This window comes from Paenibacillus sp. NPDC101420 (assembly GCF_050277435.1).
Taxonomy (GTDB): Bacteria; Bacillota; Bacilli; order Paenibacillales; family Paenibacillaceae; genus Paenibacillus_AQ.
On record NZ_JBNNSE010000001.1, the window covers coordinates 985744 to 1005657 of the forward strand.

The window sequence follows — 19914 nt, forward strand, 5'->3', positions numbered from 1 at the left end:
GGAAGCGCATGAATGACTCTCGAAGCATCCGATTTCACTATTTGTTAAGGGCGGTCATTCTGCTCGCCTTTGCTCTCTATATTGGGCATTTAGTGCAGCAGGACGCTTTGCATTATTATGTAGCGCCTAAGCTAGCACGCTGGGTTCAGTTATGTCCGATTCCTCTGACACTAATGGCGCTCAGCTTGGCCATTCAAGCCTTATTTGGTAAGGGAAATGTGCTATGTGACTGCGAGCATCGCCTCCCACATTCCATATTTAAAAGTACAGCGCTTTATGGATTATTCCTGTTTCCACTGCTGCTTGGATTTGCACTTCCTGATCGTGCCTTGGGAAGTATGGCCGCTAGTAAAAAGGGGATTTCGTTCTCCTCTTTACCATCAGAGACTACCAACGCTGTTAGATTCGAATCGATTGATCCTTATCATGAGGAGCTCACCGAGCTAGCTAAGATCTTATATGGGCAGCCTACTATCCCTGTGTATTCTGATATTTTTTCTGAAACACTAGGCGCTATTGACATGTATAAACAACAATTTGAAGGCAAAGAAATTTCCGTTTCCGGTTTTCTATACCGCGATGACAGTGAAACGCCAGAGAATGCTTTTGCCATTGGCAGATTTCTGGTTCAGTGCTGTACCGCCGATGCTACTCCGTTTGGGATGTTGGTTGATTCCGGCAAATTAAAAAGCTTGCCCACTGATACCTGGATAGAGGTTCGGGGCAAGCTTCAAATTGTGCAATACAAAGGCCGAGAAATGATGCAAATACGCGCAGAAGCAATTACACCTATCGCGCAACCAACAACACCCTACATTTACACGAGTGCTGACTCCATAACCGCATGGAAAGCTTTGACGAATACGGCCAACCCTACTAAATAATTGCGTCCAGCTCATCCTCATCATCCACAGATCCGTTAGGGTTAAATACTTCAACCATAATACGGGCGGGTATACAGATGATTTGCTGCTTTGGCCTAGAAATAAAACCCATTTCCAAAGCGATTCGCAAAGGTGCGTCAGAATATGTCATTTGGATCCCGTAATCAAATACCTTTAAGGTATTGTGACCAAACTTCGATTGAATATCTATAATTTGCTCTTCTTTAGTCAAAGAAACGGTCTTGTATTCCTTACCATCAACCGTAATTACAGCTTTCAAATCGCCTTGTTGATACTGTTCATTATGGGTATCCCACCACTTGATTCCGTAAATCAAACCCGCTGCGAATAGAGCTAAAAAAATGATTACAAAATCACCACGCTTCATCTTTAACAAGGTATGGGTCCTTTCATTGACAATATATTCGTAATAATTACGATTACAAATATATTAATCTTACGCCCTTTTGTCAATGACACTCCTCATCCTTAACGAATCCGAGTAGACCAATCTTTTAAAACCCTGTCAAGCTCCTTTATGGAGATAGGCTTGGAGATGAAATCCTGCATTCCTGCACTCAGACACATGTCTTTATCTTCATTTCTGGCAAAAGCTGTGGCCGCAATAATAATGGGAGACAGCCCGAGCTTCTCACGTATGATTCCTGTTGCTTCTATCCCATCCATAATAGGCATCTGAATATCCATAAAGACGAGATCATAATCCTTGGACAGCACAGCTCGAACTGCTTCCTCGCCATTTGATGCAACGTCAGGGAAGTATCCCCTCTTCTTCATATAAGCCAGCATCAGTTGCTGATTCACAGGATGATCTTCAGCGATGAGAATAGACATCGGTCCATATTCTCCCGTATCAGATGCTCTGGCGTTAGGTTTATTGCTTTTGTCTGTATCCACTGAAGGGTGGAGCGTAACCTTCTGAATCCATTCCTCTTTTGGCAAAGAGACCTCCACGGTGAAAAAGAACTCTGAGCCATGTTCCTCACAGCTCCTCACACCAATCGCTCCTCCGAGCAGCTCCACCAGCTTTTTGCTAATCGCCAGTCCAAGTCCTGTTCCGCCATATTTTCGATTAATGGAAGGATGCAATTGCGAGAACGATTGAAACAATAACCCTTGACTGGCAACCGGGATCCCCAAGCCCGTATCTTTAACCATGAATTTAACGATAATATTTCCTGACTTTTGAGAAGCTTCCAGGCTGGCAGAAATACTAATTTCACCTGTCTCCGTAAATTTCACCGCATTTCCCACTAGGTTTACGAGAATTTGGCGCAATCTTGCCTCATCCGTCACAATGACAAATGGAAGATCAGGTGCAATATTGATAGTTAATAACAACCCTTTTTCTTTGACCTTCGGATAGAATAGCTCACTAACGTTCTGTATCACTTCACGCAAATCCACCATTTGCAGTTCAAGTGTCATCATGCCTGCTTCAATTTTGCTGAAATCCAGCACTTCATTCAAAATATGAAGCAATGCTTCTCCGCTACTTGTAATGATTTGTGTGTAGTAGCTCTGCTCTTCATTTAACTCTGTCCCTGAGAGCAAGTCTGCCATTCCTATAATACCGTTCATAGGCGTACGCAGCTCATGGCTCATGATCGCTAGAAACTCCGATTTCGCCCGATCCGCTTCCTCTGCAGACTCCTTCGCTCGCACAATCTCCTTCTCTTCTGTGATATCTCGGAAAACCACTACAGCCCCGATCCGCTCTTCTCCATCAAAAAGAGGAGTCATGTGATATCTGACCAAAAAGCTGGAACCATCTTGCCTCCAAAACACACCCTCTTTCTCATCAAAAGAGCGATTATTGAAGTGCGAGGGAATCAGCGTCTTCTGAATGCCCAAGAATGGCTCATTATCCAGCCAAGTCTGATGAATCGTATGGAATTTGCTGTTCAACCATTCCGTTGGATCGTATCCTAGCATAGTAATCGCCGCTGGATTGATGAACATCGTATCCCCTTCAAGATTCATACCAAATATGCCTTCAGATACCGAATTCAATATTAGAGCATGCTCGTTACTTAACTTCTCTATTTCTTCAAAATGCCGCGCCCGTTCCGCAATGTCCCGGGTTACACACACAAGCTCCCGTCCTCCAAAGGTCTCCGAGTAAATATAGCGAAGTGTTGTTTCCGTCCAAATGTACGTTCCATCTTTGCATAGAAACCGAAAGGTCACAGGGTCGAGCTTCTTCCCTTCCATACAGTTGCTAAGATAGGACACCACTTTCTCCTTGTCTTCAGGATGTATGTAATCAATACCTCTCGTTTCGTACATTTCTTCCGGTGTATAGCCGAACATCGTCTGGCAAATGGGTGATGCATATAGATAGATGAGGTCTCCGTCCGCTGTATTACGTGAAATGAAATCCATTGAATTTTCCGACAGGAGTCGGTAATTCTGCTCACTATCACGCATCTGTTCCTCCATTTGATGACGTTCAGTCACATCCTGGGCAATCCCGCTGATCTGTAGCACTCTTCCTTCCTCATCTTTAGTCACTTCCCAGTGTGCATCCAGAAACTTCAATTTTCCATCCGCACTTTTAATTCTAACCATAACTTCGCCATTCGTCCCATTCGCTAAAGACTGGTGAACCAGCTTTTGAAGTCTAGTAAAATCATCTGGATCAATACAGGAAAGCACTCGTTTGTAATCAAAATAGGAATGATTGCTGTCGTCCAACGAAAAGCCAAAAATGTTACGCATCTCTCTAGAAACCGTCAACCGCGTTTTCGTCGCATCCCATTCCCACGATCCCATTTTCGCAAGATATTGGGCTTGCGCCAGCATATCCTCATATTTCTTACGCTGCGTAATATCGCGGCCGATCGTTAATATCTGCTTGATTTCCCCCTGATCATCGCGTACCACCTGTGAGCTGCTCTCAATCCACAAATAATGTCCGTCTTTATGCCGGGCCCTGCGTGTATACACATCCGTATCAGAATAGAGCTTTCCGTGTTTTGTCATTTCAAGGGCATCTTCTGCGTGATAATACTCAGGTCTTTTCGTACCGATCATTTCATCTGGAGGATATCCTAGCAACAACTCCACTGAAGGAGAAACGTAGTGCAGTGTACCGTCTGGTCCGCCAAAAGAAATCATATCCGGCGTATTTTGTGTGATCAAATTATATAAATGCTGATCTTCCTGAATCTTATCTTCCGCAAGCTTTCGGTCTGTGATATCCGTAAGTTCTGAGATCAAGACAAGGGGTTCACTAGAGTTCTCCTGAAGAATCAGAAATATATGTTGAGCTACCCAGATTATCTCGCCACCCTTACATAAGAACCGTCTTTCTAACTCTATTGCGGTCCCAGGATCTGCTAAGAGATTGTTCAGGATAACGTAATGATCATCATCAGCTACATCGTCTGGATAAATAAGATCTAGATAGTGCATATTTAAAAGCTCTTCTTCAGAGTAACCAAGCATATGGCAAAGTGCTGGATTGGATTGAATCAAGGTCCCTTCCTTGGGAGAGACTACAGCAACCCCTATAGAAGACCGTAAGTATAGTTGCTTAAAAAGAAATTCAGACACCTGTGCAGCCTCCTCTTTTGGTATGGGGACAAACTTTATTACAATTTCGTAATCTATTCCAGTATACCTTTTTTTCGGTAATTAAGCTTGATAGTTGAGTCCTAAATGATAGGCCGGTGAAAAGCAATGAGATTGCGCGTTATCGTCATAGACAAAAAAATAAACAACAAGTCCCGAGTAATCAGGAAAACTGCTGTTTATACATATCACAAGAATAAGGACTATTCTCTTATTAAATTCTCTTGCTGAAGCTTTTTAATTTTCTTACGGATAGGTGCGCCAGCTCTAAAAAAAACAAGTCCTAAAAGAATTAAAAACCCGCCTAGAATAACATTTACCAAACTAATGCTGTTGGATGAAGTGAAATAATTCGTTAGCCCAATGAGAATGTTGGCTAAACCAACAATGAACTCTAACCACATGACAGAATTCCATAGTGTGTTGATTCGCTTAAAGTGTTTTATTTTGGATTCCAGATCTGTGTAAATATCAAACGCACCTTCGGATGACTTCTTTCTAAGATAAATCCAGCGAACATAGCTGCTAACACACTCTACTCCATTTTCTTCTAGAAACTTGAGGTATGCCATGCTTTCCGGATGAGTAGGCACATTATCTAAAAGCTCAATTCTATACGTATACTCATTCTTAGACGAGTCAGTAAACACATATTTACACCAGGAGTAGCTTGAAAGGGCTAACCCTTTGGCAGACATTTCATTAAGCCACTGTTCTTCCTTCTCAAAATCCCAAAACAGCTTGCGAACCACATGTTTCATTTGGACTCACCTCCAGCTATTCTCTTCCCATTGGCAATCAGTTCTTCCAACCGGATAAGCTCCCCCTGAATCACTGTCTTCCCTAATTCAGTAATTTCGTATTCCTTTCTTCGGGAGCCTTCTTCCCCTTCTATAGCTCTTATCCAGTTTTTCTCAAGCAAGGTGTTGATAGCTCCATATAAAGTGCCCGCTCCAAGTTCCACTCGACCATGACTTAAATCCTTCACATTCTGCATAATCGCGTATCCGTGCATTGCGGTGTATAAAGACAATAAAATGTAAAATACAGCTTCCGTTAAGGCTCCTCTTTCTGAGCTTTCAGGCATGATTCCATCTCCATTCTATTACTGTTAGCGATATATCGGTTACCGTAATAATATTATTACGGAAGCCGATATAATTGTCAATACAAAAATACCTATTTTTAGTAAACGCAACCGATCATAACCACGAAAAAAAGCCTATAGCACATGGATATAGACGGTTCATGATCGCAATTCCCTCAACTTGGATCTACCCCATCTAATTAAATCTATTCCTTCCACTACGCATGGGGTGCATCGGACTTAGAAGCCACTAGAATTGGACCACCATCACTTTCTTCAGACATAAAAAATAGGCTTACACAACTGCCCAAGAGCAATTGTATAAGCCTATTTGATGATGCGGTCGAGAGGACTCGAACCTCCACGATATTGCTACCACACGGACCTGAACCGTGCGCGTCTGCCAATTCCGCCACGACCGCACATTATGTACACCAATGAAATAATCACTGTACATAAGACTATACTCTTTTTTCGGATAAATAGCAACATATTTTTAAATCGATGTACAGATAAATCTAACAACAGCGATATAAGCGAAAAAATATATTCAAATCTCCATAGGCATAACCAATCACAGTTATTCAGTTTATATATTTCACTTATAAGAGGCTGATATGATACAACATAATTAAAAGAATGTGCTGCATCAGAAATATCACTGTAATTCCAAACCAGAAAGGACGAATACGTATGAACCAACAGTGGAATACCGGAACCTATGATACTGATATGGCCTTTGTGTCTCAGTTTGGAGAGTCTTTGATTGAGCTTCTTCGCCCCCAGCCTGGCGAACAAATTGTTGATTGGGGCTGCGGAACTGGTGATTTGGCAGCAGCCATCGCCGCTAGTGGTGCCACTGTAACAGGTATTGATGCTTCAGCCGAAATGATTCAGACTGCCCGTGACAAGCATCCCCAGCTAAACTTCATCTTAGCAGATGGGCAAAACTATGTCGCGGAACAGCCAGTCGATGCCGTGTTCAGCAACGCTGCTCTACACTGGTTGACCGACTCGAACGGAGCAGCTGCTTCTATCACAGCTAGCCTACGAACAGGCGGACGTTTTGTTGCCGAGTTCGGTGGGCTGGGCAATATCGCTTCTATCGTTACTGAGCTTCCAAATGCTTTTACCGCTATAGGGTGTAGTGATAAGCTTCAATTACCTTGGTACTTCCCAAGCATCGGACAATATACAACACTACTAGAACAACATGGACTGACTGTTGACCTCGCCCTTTGTTTCGACCGTCCAACCCCACTAGAGGCTGGAGAGCAAGGGTTCCAGTCCTGGCTGAACACTTTTGCTAATGGAATCTTAAGTGTCCTAACACCATCTGAACGAGAAGAAGTCCTCTCTTATATGGAACAGAAACTTAGACCGACATTATTTCAGGATGGCCGCTGGGTGATGGATTATCGAAGAATCCGGGTCGTCGCTTACAAACGCGTCTAACAATGAAGGGCGTGGCTTCTTCCTATGCAACAAAAAAAAAGAGTGTACTGGCGCGTGTCCGCACCAATACACTCTTTTTATGACCATCTATCTTCTATCTCCCACATATCGATCGCTACCAGCACCAAGTCCGACAACCAGCAGCAATACGCTTGCACCCAGCAATAAAACAAGCGGCATCGTCCAGCTATTCGTTACATCATGAAGCCATCCGAATAATGCCGGGCCCATTGCTGCAAGCACGTAACCTACGGATTGGGCCATTCCCGACAGTTCCGCTGCTTCTTGAGTGCTTCTGGTCCGTAGACTGAAGAACATCATCACAAGTCCGAAGGCAAATCCTCCGGCAATCCCAAAACAGATCGCCCAGACAGCCATTAAAGCACTGCTTCCCAACCAAATGCCACCGATTCCGATGAAATACAAAATAGCCGTGATGATTACTAGAATACGTTGGTTCTTCATCCGACCTGCCCACAACGGCACGAAGAAAGTAAACGGCAGCTGGGCCATTTGCATTAGTGATAGTAACCAACCTGCATGGCTTGATGACATCCCTCGCTCACCAAGGAGAACAGAGAACCAAGCTATGAAGACATAATAGAGCAACGACTGTAAGCCCATAAAAATCGTTACCTTCCAAGCAAGCGAAGAACGCCACATATTTCCACTAGAGATCGACCCCTTGGCCCCAGTCCCTTGATCGAGCTTGCGCATTTGCGGAATCCAGAACAGGGTTGCTAGCGCAGCGATCATAAACCAAATCGCCAAAGTCCCTCTCCAGCCAAATCCAGCTTGACTAGCTAGCGGTACACTAATACCTGAAGCGACGGCAGCGCATAAATTCATTGAGACAGTATAAACACCTGTCATTAATCCAATTTTGTGGGGAAACTTTCCTTTAATCAGACCCGGAAGCAGTACATTACATACCGCAATAGAAAGCCCGAGTATCGCCGTACCTGTGAACAACAGTCCCGTTCCAGATCCCGACCGGATTAGAATCCCCATAGCAAGCATAACCATAGCAATTAATAACACATTAGCCAAGCCGAAACGGCGAGCTAGCTTTGGAGCAAACGGGGACAAAATGGCAAAAGCCAACAATGGTAGAGTAGTAATAGCTCCTGCTAAAGTGTTCGATAAGCCTAGATCATCCTGAATCATTTGTACCAGTGGACCGACGGAAGTGAAAGGCGCTCTAAGTGCCGCTGCGATAAACACAATCCCCAACACTAGCAGCCAGCGATCATATTTGGTATCCGTTAAACCTCTATTCTGAATGTTTCCTTCTCGTTGCGATGCTTTCATCATGTATCCTCCTAAATTGCAACAAGCATAAACGCCTTTGACATTCCTGTAAGGACGGTGAGCGATTACGCCAGAAATATAAAAATGTTTATTACATGGCATTAAGACCTATCATCCACTATTATTATAAAAGTTACAAGCCTTAAGTAATTTTATAACCCTATTATTGACAAAATCGAATGACATCTTTAGTATCCATATAATCAAGACAATTGAGAATCAATTTCATTCGATCTCCTACATATTCCTATAGAAAAGAGTGAACAGAATGCTTCGAAGGTTTTTTTCCTACTATCGTCCGTATAAAAAACTATTTATCTTGGACTTCTCCTGCGCTGTTTTTGCAGGTCTGCTAGAACTAGCTTTTCCGGTAGCTGTCAATAAATTTATTGATGATTTGCTCCCGGGTCAAGATTGGCCGCTAATTCTTATTGCGTGTGTCGCGCTCCTAGCTATTTACGCCTTGAATACAGTTATGCAGTATATCGTTACATACTGGGGGCATATGCTTGGCATCAATATCGAGACCGATATGCGTAAAAAAATGTTCGATCACATCCAGAAACTGTCCTTCCGCTTTTTTGATAATAATAAAACAGGTCACCTCATCGGGCGAATCACCAACGATTTAAATGATATCGGCGAGGTGGCGCATCACGGTCCTGAGGATATATTTATCGCCATCATGACACTTGTCGGTGCTTTCCTCCTTATGGCTGATATTAATCTGAAGCTGGCCATTATTACTTTTATTATCGTTCCAATTATGGCTTGGGTGATCATCTACTTCGGACGCAATATGACTTCCACCTATCGCCAGCTTTTTGGAAATGTAGGTAGTTTCAATGCCCGTATCGAAGATAATGTCGGTGGTATCCGGGTTGTTCAATCTTTTGCCAATGAGCAGCATGAGCAAGAGCTATTCGCAGTAGATAATCAAATGTTCCGTAAAACTAAGCTTCTCGCTTATAAAATCATGGCCAAAAGCTTATCTGTCAGCTATATGATGACCCGCCTCATTACGATCCTTGTGATGATCAGCGGCGCTTGGTTCTTCATCAATGGCGAGTTGCAAATCGGTGAGTTTGTGGCATTTATTCTGTTGTCCAATATCTTTTTCCGTCCGATCGAGAAGATCAATGCCGTTATCGAGAGTTATCCAAAAGGAATTGCCGGCTTTAAACGTTATCTAGAAATTATTGATACGGAGCCAGATATCAGTGATAAGCCGGATGCCGTAGAGGTAAGTACTTTACACGGTGATATTACCTTCCAGAATGTCTTTTTCGGATACGATGAGGACCGTCCGGTTCTACAAAATATCAGCCTAAAAGTTAAGGCTGGCGAAACGATTGCCTTTGTTGGACCTTCTGGTGCAGGCAAAACAACTATTTGCAGCCTGCTCCCTCGTTTCTATGATGTCACAGGCGGGGCTATCACCATAGATGGCATTGATATCCGTGACATGAAGCTGGAGTCGTTACGTAAGCAGATCGGGATCGTACAGCAGGATGTGTTCCTGTTCTCGGGTACGATTCGTGAAAACATCGCCTACGGAAAGCTGGATGCGAAGCTGCCTGAAATCTGGGAAGCTGCTCGGCGTGCCCATCTGGAAGATCTCATTCAGAATCTGCCAGAAGGCATGGATACAGTGATCGGAGAGCGCGGTGTGAAGCTGTCCGGTGGACAGAAGCAACGCCTAGCGATCGCCCGCATGTTCCTGAAGAATCCACCGATCCTGATTCTGGATGAAGCTACTTCAGCACTGGATACAGAAACGGAAGCAGCGATTCAGCAATCACTGGCGGATCTGTCCGTGGGTAGAACCACACTCGTCATCGCCCACCGATTGACGACGATAAAAAATGCCGACCGGATCATGGTCGTGAACGAAGAAGGCATCGCCGAGCAAGGCCGCCATGAAGAGTTAGTCCATGCCGGTGGCATATACAGCCGGCTGCATCAGGCACAGTATAACGCTTAGGGACGTTATATCTAGCTCCCTAGCTAAATGAAGCAAGCCTAGTCGACAATAACGTGGCGACTAGGCTTGCTTTTTAGTGCATCTCGCTGCTTCCAGCGTGAGATGCTAAATTGGTGAGTTAGGGAGTTAGGGAGTTAAGAGTATTGGAGTTAGAGAGTATAAGGAGTTACGGACTTATGGATTCGTGGGAATGAAATTTAGGGAAATCCTCCCCAATTTTATCGATATTACGGTCCTGATTTCAACAATTGGGGAATTTCTCCCTTTAAATTCACCTAATTAGCTCATAACAGCGGATTTCAGGCGATTTATAGGGAGAAATTCCCTAAAAAGCTTAAAATCCAGCGAAAATCAGTAATTTATAGGGAGGTTTTCCCTATAAATCAAACTCAAACACAACTCTGTGCATAATAATAGCTCTCCGCTCCGATAAGGTAACCATGTTCAATTCCCAAAAATTCCTACGGCTTGCTCAGCACGTTGTACGGGATTTTTACCGTTCTTTTCGGCATTTCCAGCTGAATCAGCTTCATGAACGGGATTTCTACCGTTCTTTTCGGCGTTTCCAGCTGAATCAGCTTCATGAACGGGATTTCTACCATTTATTTCTTCGCAATATGCACTTTAAGCTGCTTGCCCTTCACCGTCGTCTCTCTCATCGCTTGCAGTACCATTGCACCTTTACCGTTCAAAATATCCACGTAGGTCACATTGTCCTGAATCGAGATAATACCGATATCTTCTGCAGATATACCCTCAAGCTTCGCGATTGTGCCGACAAAGTCCACGGCTCTTAGCTTCTTTTTCTTGCCGCCGTTGAAGTACAGCTTCATGATCTCTTTGTTCAAGCTTTCGCTTTTGTCCTTCTTGCGGACAGGCTGCTTGTTAATTTTCTGCTCAAACGCTTCCTTCGCGTAAGCAACGGCATCGTCCGAGGGAGCTTTCATGTTCGGGATGCTAAAGCCAATATAGCTTTCAATGTCCTTCACCCACTTTTGCTCATTTGGAGTGACAAAAGTGATCGCTTTGCCTGTCTTACCTGCACGAGCGGTTCTGCCTGTACGGTGCACGTAGCTTTCTTTTTCCAGCGGAATATCGTAATTAATCACGTGAGTGATGTTCTCGATATCAATGCCTCTTGCCGCTACATCGGTAGCGATTAGATAACGGAACTGCCCTCTTTTAAAAGCATTCATGACCTCAAAACGCTCGTTCTGCTCCATTCCCCCGTGGATCTTATCACAGGGATATTCCAAATCAGCCAGCCCTCTAAATACCGCATTCACCTGTTCTTGTGTACGGCAAAAGATAATACAGCTGTCCGGATTCTCCACCGTAATAATATCGCTCAGTAGGGAGAACTTAGCAGCTTGTCTCACTTCGATCAACGCATGTTCAATTGTAGCGGTTGTAATTCCGCTTGCTTGAATCTCAATTTCCGTTGGATCACTCATATATTTCCGGCACAAATTCTTAATCACTTCCGGTAATGTAGCGGAGAAAACACAAGTCACTCGTTCTTTTGGCAGCTGCTTAATGATCTTTTCGATCTGCTCAATGAACCCCATGCTCAGCATTTCGTCTGCTTCATCGATGATCAAATACTTGATCCGATTTAGCGGAAGCGTACCTCTTTCAATATGGTCGAACACACGTCCAGGCGTACCTACGACAACATGTGTTTTTTGAGTAAGTTCAATTTTTTGTGGAGCAAAAGGCTGCTTACCGAAAAGAGCCACGGCCTTAACCCGTTTAAATCGTCCAATGTTGGTGATATCCTCTTTCACTTGCATGGCAAGCTCCCGAGTAGGCGTTAGAATCAAAGCCTGCGGCTTATTCTCCACCCAATCCACCAAATCACAGACCGGGATTCCGTAAGCTGCCGTCTTACCGCTACCCGTTTGCGATTTAACGATCAGATCCTTTTGCTGAAGAGCTACAGGGATCACTTTGCTTTGAACTTCTGTTGGCGTCTCATATTTCAGGACATCCAGCGCTTTTATAATGTCTTCGTTTAACTCATAATCTCTAAATTGCAATTCACTCATCATTCAACCTCTTCTATGCCGATTGTTCTGGTTAAAGCGGAAACTCCGCGATCCTTCATCTTGTGCATACTTATCATTATAACAGCTATTGGCTCCCTTGATTCCATTCCCTATAGAACTGGTCCAGATAATTAATCATAAAATCATGCCGTTCTTCTGCTAACTTGCGTCCATAGGTTGTATTCATCAGGAATTTTAATTTTAATAACTTCTCATAAAAATGATTGATAGCCGTTCCTTTGCTGTAATCCCTGTACTCCTTTTGAAGCGATTCATCTCTTGGAGACACTTCCGGATCATAAGCTGGACGACCTTTCGCCCCTGAGAAAATAAAGGTTCTGGCAATGCCAATTGCACCAAGCGCATCAAGTCGATCGGCATCTTGAACCACTTGGCCTTCAAGCGTCTGCATCGGTTCTCCCCCGCCACCACTAAAGGACATCGTCTCAATAATCATCATAATATGATTATTTTGTTGCTCATCTGTAAGGTTTGAAGAAAGCCAAGTACGTACTTTAAGCAAACCTTCTTCTTTAGACGGATTAAGCTTCTCGTCAGCAACATCATGCAGCAAGGCGGCCATCGTGCAAACAAATACATCAGCGCTCTCGATCTTGGCAATTTCAGCGGCGGTGTTGCGCACTCTATCGGAATGCCACCAGTCATGCCCCGTAGTATCTTGTCCAAGTTGTTCTTTAACAAAATCTTCGGTCCGAGCTATAATTAAAGATTCATTCATCGTAGAAAAACTCCCTTTCCTTAAGGAATATCGAAGCCCTATTATAGCTGATAACTTGTCCATTCGCCCACAAGAAATCGAACCAAATATAAATTCTTGCTTGCACGACTCCAAATGATCCGCTATAATCGGCAGTAATCAAAATTTCGAAGGGAATTGGTTCTGATGAATACAAATACAATCATGCTGAATCAACTTCATTATTATCACAAACAGCGTTAGCACTCCTGAATTTTTTCAGGGAGGCTAACGCTACTCGCGTTGGCCTCCCTGCGGCATAGATCACGCGCAGGACCAAGAGGTCCTGCGCGTTTTTTTATTTTCTAAACTATGCCAATTCAAAGGAGCTACTAATGATGCAAAACATTAAAGGAACTTATGATTACTTCGGTCAAGAGCAAGCGCTCAGAAAGAACATTCAAAATACGCTGCAGGACTTGTTCGAGCTCTATGATTTTGAATCGATGGATACGACATTATTAAATGAATTGGAGTTATTAACCTCAAAATATGCAGGCGGGGACGAAATCCTCAAGGAAATGTACCAACTCACGGATCAGGGCAACCGCAAATTGGGGTTGCGTTATGATCTGACGATTCCTTTTGCCAAAGTGATCGCTTTAAATCCAGGGATAGAGTTCCCCTTCAAGCGGTATGAGATCGGAAAAGTGTTCCGAGATGGACCCGTAAAACGTGGGCGTCTGCGTGAATTCCTGCAATGTGATGTCGATGTGGTCGGCATTTCCGGCCCTGAGGCTGAAGCTGAGCTAATGCAGCTGGCTACCGAAGCGTTCCGCAAGCTGGACATTCCTATCATCCTAAAATGGAACAATCGACGTTTTCTCGGTGAGATTCTAGAGTCCATCGGCGTACCTGCGGAAGAGCAACTATCCGTTATGCTTACCCTTGATAAACTTGAGAAAATCAGCATTAGCGGAGTGGAGAACGAGTTGATTGGCAAGGGGCTAGAACCTGCAACCATCACAGCGATTCTAGCGCTTATCGAAATGGACAATCCAAGCTTTGAGCAGTTATGCGACAAATACAATCTCACAACACAACCGGGTGCGTCAGAGGTTCTCGTCCTACAAAATCTAATCCAAGACATTGGACTACAGGAGACTTGCCGCTTCGATCCTTTCTTATCCCGAGGTCTTTCATTCTACACAGGAACAGTTTACGAGATCTTTGATGCATCTGGTTCCTTTGCCTCAAGCTTGGGTGGCGGAGGCAGATATGACGCGATTATCGGACAGCTAGTGGGCAGAGAGGATATTCAATATCCTACGGTGGGGTTGTCATTTGGTATGGAGTCAATCATGGCGCTCCTAACAGAACGACCTATCCAAGAAAATAGAGCAGCAAATGTTATGGTCATTCCCATTGGTGAGACACTACCACAAGCTTTAATTGCAGCAGCCGAGCTGCGTGCCTGTTCTATAAGAACCACTCTCGTATCCGGTAAAAGAAAATTAAAAAAGCAGCTCGCCACAGCTTCATCCAAAAACATCCGTTACGTTATACTGATCGGCGAAAGCGAATCAAGTATTGATAAGGTACGTTTGAAAGATATGGTGGAACAAACAGAGGTTATCGTTCCGCTGGATGAAGCTATTTACCTCATCACTGGCTAAGCTGGTGTTCGCTTATAAAGATTCACATAAAAAAAGACCCCGCCAACGGCCGGCGGGGCAAAGTTTATATTTAAGGGAGGTTATATATGTACTATAACCTTGCAAGCTTAATATTTTATGAATGACGGATAAAGATTCCCTTAATCCTACTTAGATCTTAAACCGGTCTACCAGCCCCTGTAGCTCCTTGGCACTTTGGGTATTCTCGTCAGCCACCGTAACTTCATGGAATGTCTTCTCAACGATATCAGCCGTCTTCACCGCAATATCCTGAATCCCAATAGCCCCCTCATTTACTGTAGCAGCCACTTCATTGACCGCTATAGAAATACTAGATACAGCCATACTTAGATGATCGGCCGCAGTCTCAAATTGATTCATCAGCAAATTCACTGTAGTAGCATCTCTGTTATATTGCTGACTTACCTCCGTTAACCGCTCATAGTCTCCAAGAACATTCTGGTCAATAAAAGCTAGTAACGCCTCTGAATTTTCCTTCATTAGTTCAACAGAAGCATAAACACCTGTAACGACCCCTTGAATCCCAGCCGCAGTCTCTGACGATTTCTCAGCCAACTTGCGGATTTCACCAGCTACAACAGCAAATCCTCTACCTGCCTCACCTGCTCTAGCCGCTTCGATCGCTGCATTCAAAGCAAGCAGATTGGTCTGACTAGTAATCGATAGAATCGTATCCGCCAGTACATTAATCTCTGAGATCGCATTCGACTGTTCAATTGCTTTTTCCATATCGATACGAACAGATTCATACACTCGCTTCGCATTATCCGTAGACTCTATCGCCTCATCTTGTAACACCATCGCCCGTTCACTGATCTGCTTGGAAACTTCAGCGCCTTCCTTCACATTACTGGAGATCTCGGACACATTAATATCAATTTCAGTTATCGCTGCCGTCATCTCTTGTGTTGAAGCTGCTGTCTCCTCCATCCCTGCCGAAAGCTGCTGTGTAGTTGCCGAATTATCATGAGCATTCTCCCGTACATCTATAGACAGCTTTTCAAGAGTCTCCGCATTATCAAGCACCTTGGTGGAGATCGTGATTAGACTACCCGCCATATCACGAAGAATAACCCGTGTTCGGAGCATCGCTATGGCTATCGTACCTGTTTCGTCTTTGTTTTTCGTCAGATACTCGTACTGGGAGTCATACGTCAAATTCAGCTCTGCCGTTCTATTTATCAACTCTGTCAGTTTAGCAATCGGTGAAGAGATTTTTTGAGCAAAATATAAAGCAATCAACAATGCAATAATCAAACTTCCTGCACCCAGAAACAGATTAAAGCTTCTCATCTCATTCACAGGTTTTACAATTTCATCTAAATTTGCGGTTATCCCAAGCAACCAGTGGGTCTCAGGCATAACGGTATAGGCTGATTTTTTATCCACATCATTATATGTATAGCTAAGCAGGCTATCTTCTACTTTTTCACCAGATTTCACACGCTTCACCACAGCCATGATCTGATCATTGGCAACAGGTTGTCCTACTTGCTTCTTATCCGGATGGTACAGTGTATTCCCATTCTCATCGAGAAGATAAGCATACGAAGTCGTTGTATTTACTACTTTTGCATCTGCTAAATACTTAATCATACTATCTGCGGAAACCGCTGAAGCTACATATCCAATCATCTTCCCGTTACTCTTAACCGGATGTACAAATCCTACCACATAAGCCCCAGTAGATTTCGATTTCAGTGTTTCGCTAATTACCGGCGCCGCAGTCTCCATTACTTTCTTCGTATAATTTCTATCACTGAAATCCGTACCTATAAGTTTAATATCACTGTCAGCCACAGCGATGCCATTCATATCACTGACAAAAGCATGTTCGAGGTTCCCAGCATCCTTCACAATTCCCTGAAGGCTGATATTTACCTCATTCTGTAGCTTACTCCCCTTGGCGACGCCACCATTCCCTGCTTGGAGTAATAATTCGACAATTTCCGACCTTCCCGCAATAAGTTCAATACTTCTTTGCTCCTTCGAAATCATAGCCGATATGGTCTGAGCTTTATTCGTATTGACCTGCTTCATAGAATTCTCAGTAAGGCTCACAATGGCCTGAGTTGACCTTAAATATGTAAAAACCCCCATTACTGCAATACATAATAGGGTCACACCTATCATCATAAGTGATAGTTTAAGACGAATCTTCATTTTTCCTCATCCTTCCGACTACTGTTCATTAGAGAACAATGCAATTGTAAATAATACAACTACTATCGGATATGATGATAAATTAGTGAATATTGATGAAGCGAAAATACGGAAAATATCAAAAAATGTCGAATTTTTGCATATAAATGCAGAAAAAACTAGTTCTACTAGTTCGGTGATCTTCTTTACACTAGTTATTAAGACCTGTTTTATTTCTGAGATGAAATAGGCGGTTCTGACTGGGATGCTGGGGAAACTTGCGTAATTGCACCCTCTGTTAAAGGGTGTTTAGTTCTGCTACGTAAAAACAGACCAGACATTGCAGCGAGAATTTGCTGGAATAACATTCCTGAAATCACAGGGAGTGCAACAGCCGGAGGAAAATATTTTACTGCGAGCACAGCTCCTGCGCTTAAATTACGCATGCCGGAATTAAATTGTACGGCCACAGAATCTTCGTAGCTAAAGCGGAAACGGCGCGATACCAATGCTCCGATTACATATCCGAGAACTACGGTTACGAAGGTTACGCCAATAATAATCGCTAATTTACTATCCGGGTGTTTCAGATAACGAGCAATGCTAGCACCATTAATAGAGACGACCATGAACAACCCAACCTTTACAAATGGGGAAAGCGGAGGTCCACATACCGTATTCACCTTGCCTTTTGTCCATTGATTCAGAAGCATCCCGACTACCGAAGGAATGACAACCATCCATAGGAGCCCTTTCATCATTTCCCCAAGCTGAATCTCCACACTCGCTCCCATGAGCAAATACAAGGTACCCGGAACGACAATCGGTGACAAGAGCGTATCGATTAGAATAAGTGCCAAAGTTAGTGCAATGTTCCCGCCGTATATGGATACCCACACCACGCTAACGACACCCGTTGGGATCGCAAACAACAGTACAAATCCTGTCACTGTGTAAGGATCTCCCGGAAAAACAGCACTTGCAACGAGCCAGCCAATGAGCGGCATCACGATATGAAGAATAAGCATCAACACGATCAACTTCTGTGGTTTCAGCAGTACGCCCAGCAGATCCTTGAGATTAGATTTCAAGCTCCCGATCAATGTCATAAAGGCGAATATCCATGGGACGAGACCTGTGAATGGTAGCAGTCTGCTTTCATTAAGCACACCAACCACGATGGCAGTAGGTGTTAATAATGGCATTATTTTTTCGAGAACAATATTGGATTTGATGAGTCCATTTCTTATATTCGTAAGCATGTGTCGCATACCTTATGTATGGATGTCATACATTCCTTATCCGCAAATTTAAGTTATAGCAGTCTCTATAAGCTTACAGAAATCATACAGGACTTTCCATTAATCTACTACACAAAAAAGGAACCAATTCATTAAATTGGCTCCATGTCGTAATTTTATAGCAATGCTTAACGATTTAAACCCCTTGCGGAAACAATGCGTCCAGTGCTGGGCATGGCAGTTTATCCAGGAACTGAGCCAAAGGCGCTGGCATGTTACTGTATAAGTCCTTCAATGAGGTGCCCTGATAAATGTTGCCAATAATAACGGGATGACATAATTCAGAGATCAGAATGTCTCCATTGCCATGTAGATGAAGCTGTTTCTTGCCCTCTATGCAGTGTGGAAAATAAACGCCCGGTTGCTCCTCGAACCCAAGCGCATCCATAAACCGGTCCATGCAAGTGAAATACAGGGTCGTATCCTCTTTCTTCATAGCGATCAGTTCACTCACAGCATTCTTTAATTGTTCACGGGCAGCTATAGACTTCCAACCCGTATGATCCATGATAATACTGTTCTGAATCTCATGTGTTCTAACACCCATCGCATATACGTGATCACTAATTTCCTTCATATTATCCTGAGTTTCGCTGAACAATAGCGTTTCCAGCACCGTATCTACACTAGTTGCCGCGAACATAGTAATGTTCTCTCTAATTTTCTCATAGATGCTTGGATGAATATTATAATAACGAGAGAATGCGTCCGCTGTAGTAAAATTGAAGGAAATATGTATCGTCGTTAATCCTGCCGCGACCAATTGATCAATCCGTTCAGCATTTAAAAGACTGCCGTTCGAATTGAGCTGTGTCTGAATCCCTCTGGATGAGCAGTAGTTTACAATCTCCACACAGTCATCGAACTTTAATGTGACCTCGCCACCTGACAAGCGTACTCTTTTCAGACCAGGAAGCTCTTCAAGAATTCGGATAACCTCTTTAGCCTTGATGCTTTGTCCATCATTTCTATTATACGCACAACAATAATCGCAGCGAAAATTACAGTTCGAGGTAACTCCTATTTCTAAGCCTTCCAGCTCATAAGTAAGCGGTTTGTCTAGTTCCAATGCTTTATATCTCATTCTCTAAAGTCCTCCTGAAAAATAATGATTTGATTCAAGGGTTCAATCTTAGAGATTATAAAGGTTTACGGCTTAGGTTAATGTGAGGTATATAACAGTCGAAGTGTGTTTGAGAAATCCAGGTCAGCAGCTTCAGTCGTAACTACGTCACTACTCAGCTGATCTCATTTTTCGTAATGCTTTCCTTCTTCGAAAGAGTTGCCACCTAATGGTATCCACACACTCTGGTGAATTTTCTTCTCATTTACGACTGAATAAACATAAATCCAACCTTCTTCGTTTTTAAATCTAACTTGTAAATGATAAGGATTATATTGTCTACCTGCTTGTCGACTAATTTCCCATTCTTGATTAGGGTATTTCTCCTCCAAATAGTGATTGAGTTGTTCTGTTTTTCGGGATACTTGATAATCAATCCAGTAGGGGCGAATAGCGAAGGATAAAAGCAAAAGTACAGTTATTGAAGATACTATAATTAAACCAGACCTCCTAATCTTACGGGGTAAAAACAAGGCTACTCCAAATATAATGAGGACAAAAACAACCAAAAATATGATTTCTATTGCTGTAATTGGATGCAACATAACCCTCCTCTGAATCAGGCTTCTTTCGAATTCCATGACCCAT

At 43.3% G+C, this 19914-nt stretch carries 16 protein-coding genes and 1 tRNA gene; 4 read left to right on the plus strand and 13 right to left on the minus strand.

Going from position 1 to position 19914, the window contains the following annotated elements:
* The first annotated feature begins 8 nt into the window (after positions 1-8).
* Positions 9-884, plus strand: coding sequence for a TIGR03943 family putative permease subunit (locus ACQKMP_RS04620; RefSeq protein WP_427468894.1), 876 nt, complete (start codon positions 9-11; stop codon positions 882-884).
* On the opposite strand, the gene ACQKMP_RS04625 is transcribed toward ACQKMP_RS04620, so the two are convergent.
* The 5 genes from ACQKMP_RS04625 to ACQKMP_RS04645 form a co-directional block, all read right to left on the minus strand.
* On the minus strand, positions 877-1272 hold the full coding sequence (locus ACQKMP_RS04625) for a NusG domain II-containing protein (RefSeq protein ID WP_042193599.1): 396 nt from the start codon (positions 1270-1272) through the stop codon (positions 877-879). The two genes, ACQKMP_RS04620 and ACQKMP_RS04625, sit on opposite strands and share 8 nt — an antisense overlap.
* A 101-nt stretch (positions 1273-1373) precedes the next feature.
* A complete protein-coding gene (locus tag ACQKMP_RS04630; RefSeq protein WP_052404232.1) occupies positions 1374-4463 on the minus strand; it encodes a PAS domain S-box protein in 3090 nt (1029 codons plus the stop codon).
* 221 nt (positions 4464-4684) lie between these two features.
* Positions 4685-5242 (minus strand): DUF2812 domain-containing protein, encoded by a 558-nt coding sequence (locus ACQKMP_RS04635; protein WP_042186767.1) that lies wholly within the window; start codon positions 5240-5242, stop codon positions 4685-4687.
* Positions 5239-5568, minus strand: coding sequence for a PadR family transcriptional regulator (locus tag ACQKMP_RS04640; protein WP_042186765.1), 330 nt, complete (start codon positions 5566-5568; stop codon positions 5239-5241). Before ACQKMP_RS04640 ends, ACQKMP_RS04635 begins: the two co-directional genes overlap by 4 nt.
* A 338-nt stretch (positions 5569-5906) precedes the next feature.
* A tRNA-Leu gene (locus ACQKMP_RS04645) sits at positions 5907-5990 on the minus strand.
* Between the two features lie 271 nt (positions 5991-6261).
* Here ACQKMP_RS04645 and ACQKMP_RS04650 point away from each other — a divergent pair.
* Complete coding sequence (locus ACQKMP_RS04650) at positions 6262-7023, plus strand: class I SAM-dependent methyltransferase (RefSeq protein WP_042186763.1); 762 nt, start codon at positions 6262-6264, stop codon at positions 7021-7023.
* A gap of 87 nt (positions 7024-7110) precedes the next feature.
* On the opposite strand, the gene ACQKMP_RS04655 is transcribed toward ACQKMP_RS04650, so the two are convergent.
* Positions 7111-8334 (minus strand): CynX/NimT family MFS transporter, encoded by a 1224-nt coding sequence (locus ACQKMP_RS04655; RefSeq protein WP_081951083.1) that lies wholly within the window; start codon positions 8332-8334, stop codon positions 7111-7113.
* 268 nt (positions 8335-8602) lie between these two features.
* On the opposite strand from ACQKMP_RS04655, the gene ACQKMP_RS04660 reads away from it, so the two are divergent.
* Positions 8603-10318 (plus strand): ABC transporter ATP-binding protein, encoded by a 1716-nt coding sequence (locus tag ACQKMP_RS04660; protein WP_042186761.1) that lies wholly within the window; start codon positions 8603-8605, stop codon positions 10316-10318.
* 461 nt (positions 10319-10779) lie between these two features.
* Here ACQKMP_RS04660 and ACQKMP_RS04665 read toward each other — a convergent pair whose 3' ends face one another.
* The 3 genes from ACQKMP_RS04665 to ACQKMP_RS04675 all read right to left on the minus strand — a co-directional run bounded on the left by ACQKMP_RS04665 (position 10780) and on the right by ACQKMP_RS04675 (position 13105).
* The gene (locus ACQKMP_RS04665) at positions 10780-10902 is read right to left on the minus strand and encodes a hypothetical protein (protein WP_427468895.1); all 123 of its coding nucleotides are present in this window, start codon (positions 10900-10902) and stop codon (positions 10780-10782) included.
* A gap of 18 nt (positions 10903-10920) precedes the next feature.
* Positions 10921-12366, minus strand: coding sequence for a DEAD/DEAH box helicase (locus tag ACQKMP_RS04670; protein WP_427468896.1), 1446 nt, complete (start codon positions 12364-12366; stop codon positions 10921-10923).
* An 85-nt stretch (positions 12367-12451) separates the two neighbouring features.
* Positions 12452-13105 (minus strand): HD domain-containing protein, encoded by a 654-nt coding sequence (locus ACQKMP_RS04675; protein ID WP_427468897.1) that lies wholly within the window; start codon positions 13103-13105, stop codon positions 12452-12454.
* Between the two features lie 353 nt (positions 13106-13458).
* On the opposite strand from ACQKMP_RS04675, the gene ACQKMP_RS04680 reads away from it, so the two are divergent.
* Positions 13459-14739, plus strand: a complete 1281-nt coding sequence (locus ACQKMP_RS04680) for a histidine--tRNA ligase (RefSeq protein WP_331281427.1) — start codon at positions 13459-13461, stop codon at positions 14737-14739.
* Between the two features lie 150 nt (positions 14740-14889).
* On the opposite strand, the gene ACQKMP_RS04685 is transcribed toward ACQKMP_RS04680, so the two are convergent.
* The 4 genes from ACQKMP_RS04685 to ACQKMP_RS04700 form a co-directional block, all read right to left on the minus strand.
* Entirely contained in the window at positions 14890-16923 is a 2034-nt protein-coding gene (locus ACQKMP_RS04685; RefSeq protein ID WP_427468898.1) for a methyl-accepting chemotaxis protein, read from the minus strand.
* A 209-nt stretch (positions 16924-17132) separates the two neighbouring features.
* On the minus strand, positions 17133-18164 hold the full coding sequence (locus ACQKMP_RS04690; protein ID WP_427468899.1) for a bile acid:sodium symporter family protein: 1032 nt from the start codon (positions 18162-18164) through the stop codon (positions 17133-17135).
* A gap of 175 nt (positions 18165-18339) precedes the next feature.
* Positions 18340-19287 (minus strand): radical SAM protein, encoded by a 948-nt coding sequence (locus ACQKMP_RS04695; RefSeq protein ID WP_341061706.1) that lies wholly within the window; start codon positions 19285-19287, stop codon positions 18340-18342.
* 164 nt (positions 19288-19451) lie between these two features.
* On the minus strand, positions 19452-19871 hold the full coding sequence (locus ACQKMP_RS04700) for a hypothetical protein (protein ID WP_427468900.1): 420 nt from the start codon (positions 19869-19871) through the stop codon (positions 19452-19454).
* Between the last annotated feature and the right edge of the window lie 43 nt (positions 19872-19914).